This window comes from Parabacteroides sp. HGS0025, assembly GCF_000969845.1.
GTDB lineage: Bacteria > Bacteroidota > Bacteroidia > Bacteroidales > Tannerellaceae > Parabacteroides > Parabacteroides gordonii.
This window is the reverse complement of record NZ_KQ033902.1, coordinates 803,334-817,582: the sequence shown is the minus strand read 5'-3', so window position 1 is coordinate 817,582 and position 14,249 is coordinate 803,334. Positions and strand designations below refer to the sequence as shown.

13 protein-coding genes are annotated in these 14,249 nt (G+C 44.2%); 3 read left to right on the top strand and 10 right to left on the bottom strand.

Annotated elements, in window-relative coordinates; translation table 11 throughout:
- Nucleotides 1–230: 230 nt before the first annotated feature.
- The 5 genes from HMPREF1212_RS02850 to hisS all read right to left on the bottom strand — a co-directional run bounded on the left by HMPREF1212_RS02850 (nt 231) and on the right by hisS (nt 6,440).
- On the bottom strand, nt 231–1,139 hold the full coding sequence (locus HMPREF1212_RS02850) for an AraC family transcriptional regulator (RefSeq protein ID WP_028728478.1): 909 nt from the start codon (nt 1,137–1,139) through the stop codon (nt 231–233).
- 100 nt (nt 1,140–1,239) lie between these two features.
- A complete protein-coding gene (groL, locus tag HMPREF1212_RS02845) occupies nt 1,240–2,880 on the bottom strand; it encodes a chaperonin GroEL (RefSeq protein ID WP_046148360.1) in 1,641 nt (546 codons plus the stop codon).
- Between the two features lie 33 nt (nt 2,881–2,913).
- Nucleotides 2,914–3,183: a co-chaperone GroES gene (locus HMPREF1212_RS02840; protein ID WP_028728476.1), complete on the bottom strand. Its 270-nt coding sequence runs from the start codon at nt 3,181–3,183 to the stop codon at nt 2,914–2,916.
- A 393-nt stretch (nt 3,184–3,576) separates the two neighbouring features.
- Nucleotides 3,577–5,007, bottom strand: coding sequence for a glycoside hydrolase family 30 protein (locus HMPREF1212_RS02835; protein WP_046148359.1), 1,431 nt, complete (start codon nt 5,005–5,007; stop codon nt 3,577–3,579).
- A 77-nt stretch (nt 5,008–5,084) separates the two neighbouring features.
- Entirely contained in the window at nt 5,085–6,440 is a 1,356-nt protein-coding gene (gene hisS, locus HMPREF1212_RS02830) for a histidine--tRNA ligase (protein WP_046148358.1), read from the bottom strand.
- Between the two features lie 172 nt (nt 6,441–6,612).
- Between hisS and HMPREF1212_RS02825 the strand changes: the two genes are divergently transcribed.
- Nucleotides 6,613–6,819 carry a DUF6722 family protein gene (locus HMPREF1212_RS02825; protein WP_028728473.1) on the top strand — a complete coding sequence of 69 codons (207 nt, stop codon included), beginning with the start codon at nt 6,613–6,615 and terminating at the stop codon, nt 6,817–6,819.
- Nucleotides 6,820–7,049: 230 nt separating this feature from the next.
- On the opposite strand, the gene HMPREF1212_RS02820 is transcribed toward HMPREF1212_RS02825, so the two are convergent.
- The 5 genes from HMPREF1212_RS02820 to HMPREF1212_RS02800 all read right to left on the bottom strand — a co-directional run bounded on the left by HMPREF1212_RS02820 (nt 7,050) and on the right by HMPREF1212_RS02800 (nt 12,402).
- Nucleotides 7,050–7,736, bottom strand: a complete 687-nt coding sequence (locus tag HMPREF1212_RS02820; protein WP_028728472.1) for a zinc metallopeptidase — start codon at nt 7,734–7,736, stop codon at nt 7,050–7,052.
- Between the two features lie 122 nt (nt 7,737–7,858).
- Nucleotides 7,859–9,130 (bottom strand): adenylosuccinate synthase, encoded by a 1,272-nt coding sequence (locus HMPREF1212_RS02815; protein WP_028728471.1) that lies wholly within the window; start codon nt 9,128–9,130, stop codon nt 7,859–7,861.
- Nucleotides 9,131–9,159: 29 nt separating this feature from the next.
- Nucleotides 9,160–9,624, bottom strand: coding sequence for a Fur family transcriptional regulator (locus HMPREF1212_RS02810; protein WP_028728470.1), 465 nt, complete (start codon nt 9,622–9,624; stop codon nt 9,160–9,162).
- Between the two features lie 57 nt (nt 9,625–9,681).
- The gene (locus HMPREF1212_RS02805; protein WP_046148357.1) at nt 9,682–10,365 is read right to left on the bottom strand and encodes a DNA alkylation repair protein; all 684 of its coding nucleotides are present in this window, start codon (nt 10,363–10,365) and stop codon (nt 9,682–9,684) included.
- A gap of 3 nt (nt 10,366–10,368) precedes the next feature.
- On the bottom strand, nt 10,369–12,402 hold the full coding sequence (locus HMPREF1212_RS02800; protein ID WP_369800834.1) for a dipeptidyl-peptidase 3 family protein: 2,034 nt from the start codon (nt 12,400–12,402) through the stop codon (nt 10,369–10,371).
- A gap of 160 nt (nt 12,403–12,562) precedes the next feature.
- On the opposite strand from HMPREF1212_RS02800, the gene mnmA reads away from it, so the two are divergent.
- Both mnmA and HMPREF1212_RS02790 read left to right on the top strand, forming a co-directional pair.
- The gene (gene mnmA / locus HMPREF1212_RS02795) at nt 12,563–13,642 is read left to right on the top strand and encodes a tRNA 2-thiouridine(34) synthase MnmA (RefSeq protein WP_046148355.1); all 1,080 of its coding nucleotides are present in this window, start codon (nt 12,563–12,565) and stop codon (nt 13,640–13,642) included.
- A 230-nt stretch (nt 13,643–13,872) separates the two neighbouring features.
- Nucleotides 13,873–14,247: a DUF2141 domain-containing protein gene (locus HMPREF1212_RS02790; RefSeq protein WP_046148354.1), complete on the top strand. Its 375-nt coding sequence runs from the start codon at nt 13,873–13,875 to the stop codon at nt 14,245–14,247.
- Nucleotides 14,248–14,249: the final 2 nt, after the last annotated feature.

Here is a 14,249-nt window from a genome sequence, read left to right as displayed (position 1 = left end):
TAATAAAATATAAAGTTCAAATAATCTATACTGTAATAAAATATAAAGCTCTAACGATTTATCTTTATCATTATAACTGTGCATACTTTGCACCTAAATCGTATGGCAAAGATACATATCTTTTTTGGTTGCACTATTTTTTTGTTATATTTTTTTCCCTTTAACCATGCTTTCTTATCCGATTCTTGGTTTAAAACGTACAAATAATGCGGTTTTAAGGACATAGTAAATCATCCTTGCTGGGTTCGGCCATGCTCCGACTCTTTCTTACGGTAATCGGAAGGAGATACTCCCATCACCTTTGTAAAGGTACGCGAGAAATAAGCGGGCTCTTCAAAACCAAGCTTGGTAGATATCTCATTCAGCTTCAGGTTTGTCAATACAATATACTGACAGGCCTTCTGTATCTTCAGACGGATAAAATAGCTTATCGGCGACACACCGGTCTCTTTCTGAAAAAGCATGGAAAAGTGGGAAGGAGAATATTTAAAATAAGCCGCCAACTGATCCAAAGTCAGGTTACGCTCCACATGTTCGTTCATATAATGGATCACGCGCGAAGCAAAAGAATACTCTTTGTGATTAGGCAAGTTAATATAACGATACTGCTCCAGATATAAAAAAGAGGTAAGGAACATATACAGGCACATCGACGAGTAAACCATATACTCCTTAATATATCCCATCGAGAAGCAACTGTAAATCTCCTCGAATAATTGTATCCTGTCTTGCAGGCGCGAATATTCTCCCGGCAGGATCGTTCCCGGTATCGGGGTAGACGGGAGAAACTCCTTACTTAGCTTTCCCATGAAATGAACCCAGTAGATAGTCCAGGGATCGTGTTCGGAAGCACCGAAGGAATAAGAGACATTGGGCGGTATAATAATGTATTGGTTCTGTTTCACCGGATAAGTCTTGCCGTTAATCGTATACCACCCCTCACCTTCTATACAATAGATAAGCATGGCATAGCTGCATCCCTGGTCTTTTTGTACATAATGGTACTTTACCCTGGGGAAGAAACCGATTTTACGGACATACAGATTCCCGATAAGCGGCTCGTGGCTATAGGCGTTCAGCAATTCGTCCGGCAAAGAGACAAAACGCTCTCCTTTAAATCCTTCTTTAATCTTTATCACTATACATTATTATATATGTAAACCGTGACAAATATAATAAAAAAACGGCCACTTCCTTTTTTGGAAGCAGCCGTTTCGGTTTTATTTTCCGGAGAAGGAATTACATCATTCCACCCATTCCGCCACCCATACCCGGGTTCATCGGCGGCATAGCAGGGCCTTCTTCTTTCTTTTCAGCAATCACACATTCAGTTGTCAGGAACATACCAGCTATAGAAGCTGCATTTTCCAGAGCAACACGAGTTACCTTAGCCGGGTCGATTACGCCGACAGCGCACAGGTTTTCATATTTGTCTGTACGGGCATTGTAACCGAAGTCGCCTTTACCTTCTTTCACTTTCTGAACGATAACGGCACCTTCCTTACCTGCGTTGGCAACGATCTGACGTAACGGTTCTTCGATAGCGCGTTTTACGATTTCGATACCGGTTGTTTCATCTTCGTTTTCACCCTTCATGCCTTCCAGTGCTTCGATAGCACGGATGTAAGCTACACCACCACCAGGAACTGTACCTTCTTCGATAGCAGCGCGGGTAGCATGCAAAGCATCATCCACACGGTCTTTCTTTTCTTTCATTTCCACTTCAGAAGGAGCACCTACGTAAAGAACAGCTACACCACCTGCCATCTTAGCCAGACGTTCCTGCAGTTTTTCTTTGTCGTAGTCAGAAGTAGTATTTTCGATCTGAGTCTTGATCTGACCGATACGAGCCTGGATAGCAGCTTTGTCGCCTGCACCGTTAACAATGATAGTAGTATCTTTGTCTACAGTGATCTTTTCGGCAGTACCCAGCATATCCATTGTAGCACCTTCCAGCTTCAAACCTTTTTCTTCAGAGATAACAACACCGCCAGTCAGCACTGCGATATCTTCCAACATAGCTTTACGACGGTCGCCGAAGCCCGGAGCCTTCACAGCACAGATCTTCAAAGAACCACGCAGACGGTTTACAACCAAAGTAGCCAATGCTTCACTGTCGATATCTTCAGCGATGATCAACAGCGGACGACCGCTCTGAACAGCCGGTTCCAGAATAGGAAGCAAGTCTTTCAATACAGAGATCTTCTTGTCGTAGATCAGGATATACGGATTTTCCATCTCGCATTCCATCTTTTCTGTATTGGTTACGAAGTACGGAGAGATGTAACCACGGTCGAACTGCATACCTTCCACTACGTCTACTGTAGTTTCAGTACCTTTTGCTTCTTCCACTGTGATAACGCCTTCTTTCTTCACTTTCTGCATAGCTTCAGCAATCAGTTTACCGATAGTTTCGTCACCGTTGGCAGAGATTTTAGCTACGTGTTCGATCTTTTCGAACTGGTCGCCTACTTCTTCAGCCTGGTCAGCGATCTTTTCAACCACTTTGGCAACGGCTTTGTCGATACCGCGTTTCAAGTCCATAGGATTAGCACCAGCTGTAACGTTCTTCAAACCTACACCGATGATAGACTGTGCCAATACAGTAGCAGTAGTTGTACCGTCACCTGCATTGTCGTTTGTTTTAGAAGCAACTTCCTTTACCAACTGAGCACCCATGTTTTCGAACGGGCAAGCCAATTCCACTTCTTTAGCAACAGTTACACCGTCTTTAGTGATGTGAGGAGCACCGAATTTCTTTTCGATGATCACGTTACGGCCTTTCGGGCCTAATGTTACTTTTACAGCATTTGCCAATTCGTCCACACCTTTCTTCAAAAGGTCGCGGGCATCCATATTGTACTTAATTTCTTTTGCCATGATTATATTTCTTTTTTATTGTCCGTTAATAAATTAGATAATAGCTAAGATATCAGACTGACGCATGATAAGATATTTCTCACCATCCAGTTCGATTTCTGTTCCTGCATACTTTCCGTACAGTACAGTATCGCCTGCTTTAACAACCATTTCTTCATCTTTTGTTCCGTTACCTACGGCAACAACTTCACCTTTTAAAGGTTTTTCTTTTGCTGAATCCGGGATAATGATTCCGCCAAGTGTCTTTTCTTCTGCTGCAGCCGGCTTGATAAGCACTCTGTCTGCTAATGGTCTAATGTTCATCTTTTGATATATTTTTAATGTTAATAATATTATGTATAATATGTGTATTTCTAATTCACGCTTACTCCTATGCGAAATCTGTGCCAAAACATTTGGCAGGAAAAAGACTGACAAATTTGCATAACCCGACCCGTAGTTGTGCCGACACGACTGACAGGATGACTATCCTTCCCGCCTTACTTGCTTCCCGACTAGAACAAAAGTACCGGGAAAGTAGTTCATTGGTAACTATCTTTTAACTGATAAGTGCTATATTTTTATTCTTTTGGGCATGCTTCAATTTAATTTTGAGCTAGCTCAAAATTGATTTCGAGCATGCTCAAAAGCAAAAAAATAAGGGAAGAAAGATTTAGAATCTGCCTTCCCCTACATTAATATATAGTAAGCTATCGATTAGTCTATCAGGAGAGTGGAGATAGAATGTGCCGGTAATACAGGTTGATACACGCGGCCGTCTATTTCGACAGATACCTGCCGGTCGTCGTTTCCCTCGTTTGCCAAAGCGACAACAATGCTTTTATCGGGGTTGATAAAGGCCAGAAGGTTAGCGAAAAGGCCGGAAGTTTCGAGTTTACGGGCACCGGGCTGCACGTAGTGGCTTAGATGTTTCATTACATAATACTCGGGAGTGTAATGGAAAGATTTCGTATCGGGGTCGACAACCACCAGGGAATTTTGCGCCCATCCCCACCGGCTGATACCGCCTTTATCCAGCGAAATATTCCAGTACATATAGGCCGAAGCACCGTTATCCAGGTAATGACGCATCAGGTTCCAGGAATAGACGGCTCCGCTCCAGTCGTTCTGTCCGTCGCCACATTCCTGCTCGGTCTGGTAGAGCTTCATATCAGGGTAACGTTCGTGCAAGCCTTTGATCGCTCCTTTCCCTGCCCATTGGAAACCAACACCGCTGATATACTTACGGCTTGCCGGGTCTGTCAGGATGGTATCCACCAGGGCTTCGTTTGCACGTTCCATAGTACCGAACATCACCTTTACGTCCTGATCCTTCATTGCCGGGCCTAGATAACGGCCGATAAAGTTTGCCAAAGAAGCGGCCGTCCAACAACAGCTGGGGAATATCTGGGCCGAGTTGAATTCGTTCTGCGGCATAACGGCAAAGATGTCGATGCCCTGTTCGCGATAGGCTTCGATAAACTTGGAGAAATACAGTGCGTACGCCTGCAGATAAAGGGAGTCCTGAATAAACATGTCCGTACCTTCGTAGCCGACTTTATCGGCCGGCAATCCGTTACGGTATTTCTCGTTGAAATTTTCGCCTGTATAGGCAGAGGCGTAATGTTTATTGTATTTCATCCAGGAAGGAGGGCACCAGGGGGAAGCCCAGATACGCAGGTCGGAATTGTATTTCTGCGCACTCTTGATGAAAGGGATCAGCGTTTGCTGGTCGTTGGCAATGGTGAAATACTTCATTTCGAAGTCGCCATCCGTTTCATTATAGGAGTACCAGTCGCGGGAGAAGTCGTTGGCTCCCACCGGCATACGGCAAATAGTAAAGTTAGCCCCTATCTCCGGGAAAAAGAGTTCTTCCATGATTTCTTCCCTCACAACCGGGTCGAGTTTGCTCAGGGAGATCCAGCCCAGTTCGTTGAAACAGGCGCCGAAACCGTCTATCTTCTGTAGCTTCTTATTGGTATGGATGATGGCATCGATCTCAGGAATGGTATCCGGAGAAGCGGAAACGAGGTCGGACTGCTCCTGCCACGGTTCGTTTTCAGTAGTTGTCACCCAGGAAGCTCTTGGTTGGAAAGAACAGGAAGAGAGACAGAGGGCGAATGTGAGAATTAAATAATATGTTTTCATAAGGCAGTAAATATAAAGGACAACGACTTCTCTTTTATCGAGAGAAGTCGTTGTGTTTGTTAGCTTTCCGAATCAGGTTAGAACCGTGCGATCAGTTCTTCTACGGTAACAGGCACTTGTTCTCCTGTGAGCATATTCTTCAGGTTTATCTTACCTTCGTTCATTTCATTTTCACCGACGATAGCGACAAACGGGATCTTCTTTGTATCGGCATATCCCATCTGTTTCTTCATCTTGGCTGCTTCCGGGAAGAGTTCGGTACGGATGCCGGCGGCACGTACTTTGGCGATAATAGGCAGCAGATAGCTTTCTTCTTTCTCACCGAAGTTGACAAACAGCAGTTGTGTTGTCAGTAATGAATCGGCAGGATAAAGCTCCAACTGGTTCAGTACGTCGAAGATACGGTCTGCACCGAAGGAGATGCCTACGCCGGATACGCCATCCATGCCAAATACGCCGGTCAAGTTGTCATAACGTCCGCCCCCGGTGATACTTCCGATCTGAACATCCAATGCTTTTACTTCAAAGATAGCTCCGGTGTAATAGTTCAGTCCGCGTGCCAAGGTCAAGTCGAGTTCCAGCTCGGAATGCATGGGCAGCAGGTCGATACGGTCGAGGATGAAGGTCATTTCTTCCACGCCTTTCATAGCGATCTCGGATGTAGCCAGTTGTTCTTTCAGGACGGCCAGTTTTTCGCGGTTGCTACCTGTCAGCATAATAATCGGTTGCAGGCGGGCTATGGAATCTTCGGTCAGGCCTTTACTGCGAAGTTCTTCATTCACATTGTCCAGGCCGATCTTATCCAGTTTATCGATGGCGACAGTTATATCGACGATCTTATCCGCTTCGCCAATGATCTCGGCAATACCGGACAGAATCTTACGGTTATTCATCTTGATGCAAACACGGATACCGAAACGGTGGAATACCTCATCCATAATCTGGATCAGTTCCACTTCATTAACCAATGAGTCGGAACCGACCACGTCGCCATCACACTGATAGAACTCGCGGTAACGTCCTTTCTGCGGACGGTCGGCGCGCCATACAGGTTGTATCTGATAACGTTTGAAAGGGAAGGTTATATCGTTGCGGTGCTGCACCACGTAACGGGCAAAAGGAACAGTTAGGTCGTAACGCAGGCCTTTCTCGCAGGCTTTTACACCGAATTTCACGGCGTTACGTTCCAATAGTTCTTCGTCTGTAATACCGGAGAAGCAATCACCGGAGTTTAATATCTTGAAAAGCAGCTTATCACCTTCTTCGCCATATTTACCCATCAGGGTAGACAGGTTTTCCATAGCCGGAGTTTCGATTTGCTGAAATCCGTACAGATGATATACTTCGCGAATTGTATTGAATATATAATTACGTTTCGCCATTTCTTCGGGCGAAAAATCTCTTGTACCTTTTGGTATAGACGGCTTCTGCATATACTGTTTGCTCTTCTTTATCGTCGGAGCTAACCGACTTTTATCTATTATATTATTATTCGGAATGCAAAGGTAGGTATTTTGTTTCAATTTCGTTATTTATTGGGAAGGTTCATTGGTTTATCCGTTTCTTTTTGCTACGTTTGTAACATAATCAAAATATGACGAGACTATGAAAAAGAAACAGAAGAAAGCGTTATATGGCGAGATGAGTAGTTTTTTTACTGATCTTGCAAAATATATTGCCACAGGTGTAATTGTAACGACCCTGTTAAAAGATTTCGGAGAGAATACAATTATTATTTATGCCCTCGGGATCATTGCGATTGGAGGATTCTTTGGCCTTGGTTTATTATTCACTAAATATAAGGAGGAATAATTATGACAAATATAATTATGGCTTTTATGATTCCTATAACATTAGCTATTATAGCATTAATCTGGCTTATTTATATGGAACGGAAGTTTAAACAAGAAAAGAATAAGAAGAAATAAAAAACAACTGCCCAAGCCATTCAGAATGACTCGGGCAGTTAGTTTTATTGGGTGCGGCAGCGGATTTTATTGACTGCAGCAGCCAGCAAAATCTGCTACAGCAGTCAGCCCCGCTTAGTCGCGGCTTCTGCCACCCAGGAATATCATTACATAATATAATAAGGTAGCCAGCGAACCTAAAGCTGCAACCACATAGGTATAAGCTGCAGAACGCAAAGCATCTTCGGCCTTATCATGTGTATAGGCATTCGTTATCCCGGCATTACTCAACCAGGCCAAAGCACGCTGGCTGGCATTGATCTCTACCGGCAGTGTAATAAAGCTGAACAGCGTAGTCATCGCGAACAGAATGATACCGAACAGCATCAACTGCGGAAACGTATGCAACATCAACATACCGCCCAGCAATACCCAGGTCATAATGTTGGAAGAAAAACTTACGATCGGAACCAGAGCCGAACGCATCTTCAGCGGACCATAAGCCGTAGCATGCTGTACCGCATGACCACATTCGTGTGCTGCCACAGCCGCAGCAGCGATACTATTACTATAATAAACCGATTCACTCAGATTCACCGTTTGATTTGCAGGATTGTAATGGTCTGTCAAATGTCCGGGAGTAGAAATTACTTTTACATCGTAGATGCCGTTATCGTGCAACATCTTCTCTGCTATATCCTTTCCGGTCATACCGTTAGGCATAGGAATCTTAGAATACTTCTCAAACTTGCTTTTCAGTCTGGAAGAAACCAACCAGCTTAACAAGGCAAAACCAATAAATATAATCCAATACATGCTCATAATGTCCAAATAATTAAGTGTTATACTAGAAATGTCTTACAAAAAGTCTGCCAAAAACAAAAATGGCAGAAGATTGGCCTGCTAGAGGTGGTCTTCTGCCATTTTGTAATAGTATCTGATGTTTATTCTTCGGTATATCTGATAATTGTCTGTTCGCGGTCGGGCCCTACTGACACGATTTTAACAGGAACACCCAGCTCTTCTTCAAGGAAAGCAAGGTATGCATTGAATTCTTCCGGGAATTCATCTTCACTCTGCATCTTTGTCATGTCTGTCTTCCAACCCGGCAGTTCAACGTATACAGGTTCGATCGTATCGTCAATCTCAAACGGGAATTCTGTTACCTCTTCCCCGTTGATCTTATAAGCGACACAAGCCTTGATCGTTTCGAAACCGTCGAGTACGTCGCTCTTCATCATAATCAACTGGCTTACACCATTGATCATAACGGCATATTTCAACGCTACAAGGTCGATCCATCCGCAACGACGTTTACGTCCTGTTACGGAACCGAACTCATGTCCCAGTTCGCAAAGCTGGTCGCCTGTTTCATCGAACAACTCCGTCGGGAACGGGCCACTACCCACACGGGTACAGTAAGCTTTGAAGATACCATAAACTTCACCTATATTACGCGGAGACACGCCCAGACCGGTACAGCATCCTGCGCAGATCGTATTGGATGAAGTAACGAACGGATAAGAACCGAAGTCGATATCCAGCATAGTGCCCTGTGCACCTTCTGCCAAAACAGACTTACCTTCTTTCAGGTAGTTGTTTACGACATGTTCGCTATCGATCAGGTTGAATTTCTTCAGATATTCCAATGCTTCGAACCACTGGGCTTCGAGTTCCTTGATATCGTAAGAATAATTCAATGAGTTCAGGATAGCTTCATGGCGCGCTTTGGCAGCAGCATACTTTTCATCGAAGTTATGCAGCAAATCACCTACGCGGAGACCGTTACGGCTGATCTTGTCTGTATATGTCGGGCCGATACCTTTACCTGTAGTACCGATCTTACCGGAACCTTTGGCAGCTTCGTAAGCAGCGTCCAGCATACGGTGGGTAGGCAGGATCAGGTGTGCCTTTTTAGAAATACAAAGTTGTTTGGTCAGATCGTGACCACTGGCAGCAAGCGCTTCGGCTTCCTGTTTGAACAATAACGGGTCAAGAACGACACCATTACCGATTACATTCACTTTTCCACCCTGGAAAATACCTGACGGGATAGAGCGTAAAATATACTTCTCTCCGTTAAACTCCAGTGTGTGTCCTGCATTGGGACCTCCCTGAAAACGAGTGATTACATCGTAGTTAGGAGTCAGCACGTCGACAACTTTTCCTTTGCCTTCGTCACCCCATTGCAATCCTAATAAAACATCTACTTTCATTTTATCTTTATAATAGGCTGTTAATATTCTTATTTTCCAATTCTCTGCTGAAGCTTGAATTTACATTTGCTGCATATCCCGTAGATATATAACGAATGAAACTCGGGTGTGAAGCGGGATATCTTCAAATTGCAGACATCCTTCTTCAACACGCTGTCTTTCATTTCCCTAATCGCCCCGCATTTCATACAGATCAGATGCAAATGCGTTTCCGCCAAAGCCCGCAGTTCGTATTGAACCGACTGGGCATTCAACTGATGCCGCACGATCATTCCGCCGTCTTCCAGCACATCCAATGTATTGTAAAGCGTAGCCTTACTCACATGGAAGTTTGTTTCTTCGAGCCTTTCCTGGAGTGAGTACATGTCGAAATGCCCAGAGAAACCGCATATGCATTCGAATATAGCATATCTTTCTTCGGTCTTTCGTAGTTTTTTCTCAGTCAGGTACTCCGTAAATGACTGCTTCATCTCTATGTACTTCTTTTCATCCATTTTGTTGCGACACCACGCGACCGACAAAGTTAGCGCATTTATTTTAAACGCAAAGCCTTAGCTATAATATTCAAATTCAAATTTTAATTCATTATAGATTTCCTGCTTCTCGGCAGTCGTCATCAGCTCCGGAAAATCTTCGAAGCCACTCAATATTTGTCCGGCATGAAGAGGAGACTGACGGCCGTAAAATTTCATTGCTTTCACGGCAGACTGTATCTCTTTCCAGGATGCACCGAAATCTGTCCTCAACACCGTGCGCATAGACTCAGCCAGAAAGGCTGCCTTTGCTGGTTCAGTCATATCTTTTCCCTGCCGGAACATTTCGCACCATATCAGGAAAGCAACCGTCCGCGCATATTCATCTTTCTTGTTAACGATAAGTTCCAGAGTCAAATCTTCTGCATAGGGAAGTTTACAAAACAAATTCCTGCTGCATTGCTCGGCTATTTCCAGATAGGGGATTTCCTTAACCCACTGTTCCGCCTGCTCAAAAGGAAAATCATCAACAGGCTGCAACAAAGGGGCCAGTAGCTTGAACTCACGAATATCCTCTTTCCACAAAGCTACTGCCAGCTCCGAACCCGATTCATGTCTGGCGGCTATCAGCTTTACTTCCGGCAATGGAACGCCAAAGTTCAGTTTATAGATCATACCCTTCTCACGCATACTTGTCGAGATAACCCCATTCATAGCCATACGGAGTTGGGTACGTATTTCTCTTAATTCGTCCTGCAACATTGCTTAATCGTTGTAAGAAGGTAAGAATGAATAGTCTTTGCTGTAACGGAGCATCTGCTCGGTGTAACCTTCGGTATAATCGAGCACGATATCGGTAACTTCACCTTTATCGTTTTTCACTTCCTTCATAACCGGATTCACGAAACCTTTATAGGGAGCCAGATTCAGTTTGGCATAACGGGCTAGCACTTCGTCATGCAATGTCTGATCCACTTTCACGGCGTAATCTTCTACCAGCTTCTTACCAGCAGCAAAGTCTCCTTCGCTCTTGATACGCTGTACCTCGGCCAACAGAGTCCCGAACAACTTACGTAGCTTTTCATAGTCATTCACTACAACATACGTTTTATCGTCGCGTTTTCTGTATTCGATCACGTTGTCGGCTTTACCGTTTTCGTATGCCCATTTGGCAATCAACTGACGGTTACGCATATGGGCTTCTTCTACATCTTTGCCTGCTTCGATGCGGACAAGCTGTGTCATCAAGCCGTTCATGATATATTTGTAATACTCTGCTTTATAAGCGTCACTATCCGGCACCAGTCCCAACTCTACTAGTTTCAGATCCCCCAGATAATAAAGTCCGAACAGATCGGCACGGGCTTCTTCCAATGTAGAGTCGTAAGCTTTCAAAGCGCCCGACTCGGTAGTTGGTAAGAGTTTACCGGAGCCGTGTCCGAGGCATTCGTGAAGGTCTGTATGTAAGTTGTCTGTCAGGAAGCCGTATTTATTAAGGGCTTCGCGTTCGGTATCGCTCCAGATAAATTCTTCATTGAAGCCATTCCCTTGCGAAGCTTTATCATAAGCTTCCGTTATATTCTCGATAGTGACAGATTTAGAACCGTGATCACGGCGGATCCAGTCTGCATTCGGCAGGTTTATTCCGATCGGAGTAGCCGGATAACAATCCCCACCTAACATAGAGACAGTGATCACTTTGGCACTTACTCCTTTCACCTTTTCTTTCTTGAAACGGCTGTCTACCGGAGAATGATCTTCGAACCATTGCGCATTATCGCTGATAACTTTTGTACGCTTAGTCGCTTCCTTATTGATAAAGTTTACCGTTGACTCCCAGCTGGCTTTCATTCCCAACGGATCGCCGTATGTTTCGATAAAGCCGTTCACGAAGTCCACATCCGAAGTAGTATCTTCTACCCAAAGAATCGAATAAGCATCGAATGTTTTCAGATCGCCAGTCTGGTAATATGCGATCAGCTTTTCAATGATAGCTTTCTGTGTGTCATTCTCTGCAAAAGGAACTGCCTTCTGAAGTTCTTTAACGATTTGTTCGATGGCAGGAGAATAGAGACCGCCCACTTTCCAAACCTTCTCCACCACCTTGCCGTTTTCCTTTACCAGTCGGCTGTTCAAACCGTAAGATATCGGAGTGATGGTATCCTGTCCGACTTTCATAGCAGCATAGTAATCTTCCACCTCTTTCTGGGTGATACCGCCACCATAATAGTTATTGGCCGAAGCCTGGATCAAATCCCGGTCACCGCTCTGTACGGTACGTTTGGCCAAAACCGCCGGATCAAAGATAACCGGAGAGATCTCGGCGATGAATTGTTCCAGTGTCTGTCCTTCACGCAAAGGCAGATCCGAAACGTTAACCTGTTCCAGACAACCCTTAAAGAATTCGGGAGTGAAACCCGGAGCAAACTTATCTTCGGCATAATGATGGTGGATACCACTGGAGAACCATACCCGTTTCAGATAAGTTTCCAGTGCCTTAAATTGTGCATCTTCCCGATTTCCCTTGTATTCCTTATAGATTGTTTCCAGTGAACGGCGGATCGGCAGGTTGTAACGACAATTTTGATCGAAGAATATGTCACGCCCCATCTGCGCGGCTTCCGCCAGATGATATAATAACTGTTTCTGTTTTAACGAAAGAGACTCGAATCCCGGAACCTGATAGCGAAGGATCTGCAGGTCTGCGAACTGGTCTACTACATAATTGAATTCTCCCTGCGGAGCCTGGGCATCATCAGCCTTCTGGCCTGCGCAAGCGGTTAATGCCATTGCTGTCATAAGCGATACAATTGTATTTCTCATATTATTTATACTAATTCTTTTGTTTTTTCTGAAGTATTACAAAGAAAGGCTCTCCCGCAAAGGTAACGAATAAATCGAACCCGTAGGAATATCATCCTAATATTTTGTACCTTTGTAGCCGATATATTAGTAAAGAATGGAAATAGCAGCATTAGTATCAGGAGGTGTGGACAGCTCTGTAGTAGTCCATCAGTTAAAGGAGGCGGGATATGATCCTACCATCTTCTATATCCGTATCGGTATGGAAGATAAAGACGGATATATCGACTGCCCTGCCGAAGAAGACATTGAAATAACATCTTACATAGCCCGTAAATACGGATGTCGTTTCGAAGTGGTATCCCTGCATGAAGAATATTGGGATAAGGTGGTCAGCTACACGATCGACTCGGTGAAACGCGGCCTTACCCCCAACCCGGATATGATGTGCAACAAATTCATCAAATTCGGATGCTTCGAAGAGAAATGGGGAAAAGACTTCGACAAGATCGCCACCGGCCATTATGCCACAACGACTGAGATAGACGGAAAAGTATGGCTCTCCACCGCCAAAGACCCGGTGAAAGACCAGACTGACTTCCTCGGACAGATCACGAGCCTGCAGATACAAAAACTGATGTTCCCCATCGGTCACCTGATGAAAGCCGAAGTACGTGCCATTGCCGCCGAACAAAAGCTACCAAGCGCCATGCGGAAGGACAGCCAGGGCATCTGCTTCCTCGGAAAGATCAACTACAACGATTTCATCGAACGTTATCTGGGTAAACGCATCGGAAAGATCGTCGAACTGGAAACAGGCAAAGTGCTGGGCAAACACAACGGTTACTGGTTCCATACCATCGGACAGCGTAAAGGGTTAGGTCTTAGCGGTGGCCCCTGGTTCGTTATCAAGAAGGATATCAAGCGTAACATAATATATGTATCCAACGGCTACGATCCCGAAACCCAATATGGCAAAACAATCAACCTACATGGTTTCGACTTCATTACAGAAGATCCGTGGGGCGAGTTCACTGACGAAAAGGAAATCACATTCAAAATCCGTCACACCCCGGATTTCACCCCGGGACGTATCCGCCGTATCGGAGATCTCTATCGTATCGAGTCAGAGAACAAAATACAGGGAATTGCCCCCGGTCAGTACGGTGTTGTCTATGACAAAGACCATCATCTTTGCCTGGGAAGCGGTATGATTATTGACGACAGCAAAGAGTAATCTTTCATTTATACTCTCAAAATAACGGCTACTCTTTTGAATAGCCGTTATTTTTTTGTACTACACCACAATAAATAATTATTTTTCTTCTATTTTATTTGGTTTATAACATAAACTATTTTATATTTGCAGCGTGCAGATGAGAAATGCGCAGCTCTCTGCACTTTTTTAATCCATATATAGTTTATATTATAAACTTATTTATTTTATCCTTTAAAGAGCAAGAAACAATGAAACGAACAACATTATTAATCATTCTGGCAATGATCTTCACCTATAGTACAGTCGGAGCACGTACAATTATTGTAAAAGTAAGCAATATCCGTGGAGAACAAGGAACGATCCTTGTCATGGCCCAATCTGGAAAAGAGAGTAAACCTGTTTACGGCATGGCAAAACCGGAAAAAGGAGAAGCGACCATTACGCTCGAGAATGTAGAATGGGAGCAATTCGACCTCTCCGTCTTTCATGACGAAAACGAGAATTACAAAATGGATTTCACAGATGATAAAAAGCCTGCGGAAGGATATGCTATGAAAAGCTGTAAAACCCGGAAAGAGGAAGAAACAGTTAAGCTGAAGTTATATTACCCGTCAAACGAGTAGCA

Excerpts from the sequence above, each read along its gene's own strand:
- HMPREF1212_RS02790 (WP_046148354.1), top strand. The coding sequence starts at position 13,873 with ATGAAACGAACAACATTATTAATCATTCTGGCAATGATCTTCACCTAT.
- HMPREF1212_RS02835 (WP_046148359.1), bottom strand. The coding sequence starts at position 5,007 with ATGAAAACATATTATTTAATTCTCACATTCGCCCTCTGTCTCTCTTCC.
- HMPREF1212_RS02800 (WP_369800834.1), bottom strand. The coding sequence starts at position 12,402 with ATGACAGCAATGGCATTAACCGCTTGCGCAGGCCAGAAGGCTGATGAT.
- HMPREF1212_RS02825 (WP_028728473.1), top strand. The coding sequence starts at position 6,613 with ATGAAAAAGAAACAGAAGAAAGCGTTATATGGCGAGATGAGTAGTTTT.
- hisS (WP_046148358.1), bottom strand. The coding sequence starts at position 6,440 with ATGCAGAAGCCGTCTATACCAAAAGGTACAAGAGATTTTTCGCCCGAA.
- HMPREF1212_RS02805 (WP_046148357.1), bottom strand. The coding sequence starts at position 10,365 with ATGTTGCAGGACGAATTAAGAGAAATACGTACCCAACTCCGTATGGCT.
- HMPREF1212_RS02840 (WP_028728476.1), bottom strand. The coding sequence starts at position 3,183 with ATGAACATTAGACCATTAGCAGACAGAGTGCTTATCAAGCCGGCTGCA.
- mnmA (WP_046148355.1), top strand. The coding sequence starts at position 12,563 with ATGGAAATAGCAGCATTAGTATCAGGAGGTGTGGACAGCTCTGTAGTA.
- HMPREF1212_RS02815 (WP_028728471.1), bottom strand. The coding sequence starts at position 9,130 with ATGAAAGTAGATGTTTTATTAGGATTGCAATGGGGTGACGAAGGCAAA.
- HMPREF1212_RS02820 (WP_028728472.1), bottom strand. The coding sequence starts at position 7,736 with ATGAGCATGTATTGGATTATATTTATTGGTTTTGCCTTGTTAAGCTGG.
- HMPREF1212_RS02810 (WP_028728470.1), bottom strand. The coding sequence starts at position 9,624 with ATGGATGAAAAGAAGTACATAGAGATGAAGCAGTCATTTACGGAGTAC.
- groL (WP_046148360.1), bottom strand. The coding sequence starts at position 2,880 with ATGGCAAAAGAAATTAAGTACAATATGGATGCCCGCGACCTTTTGAAG.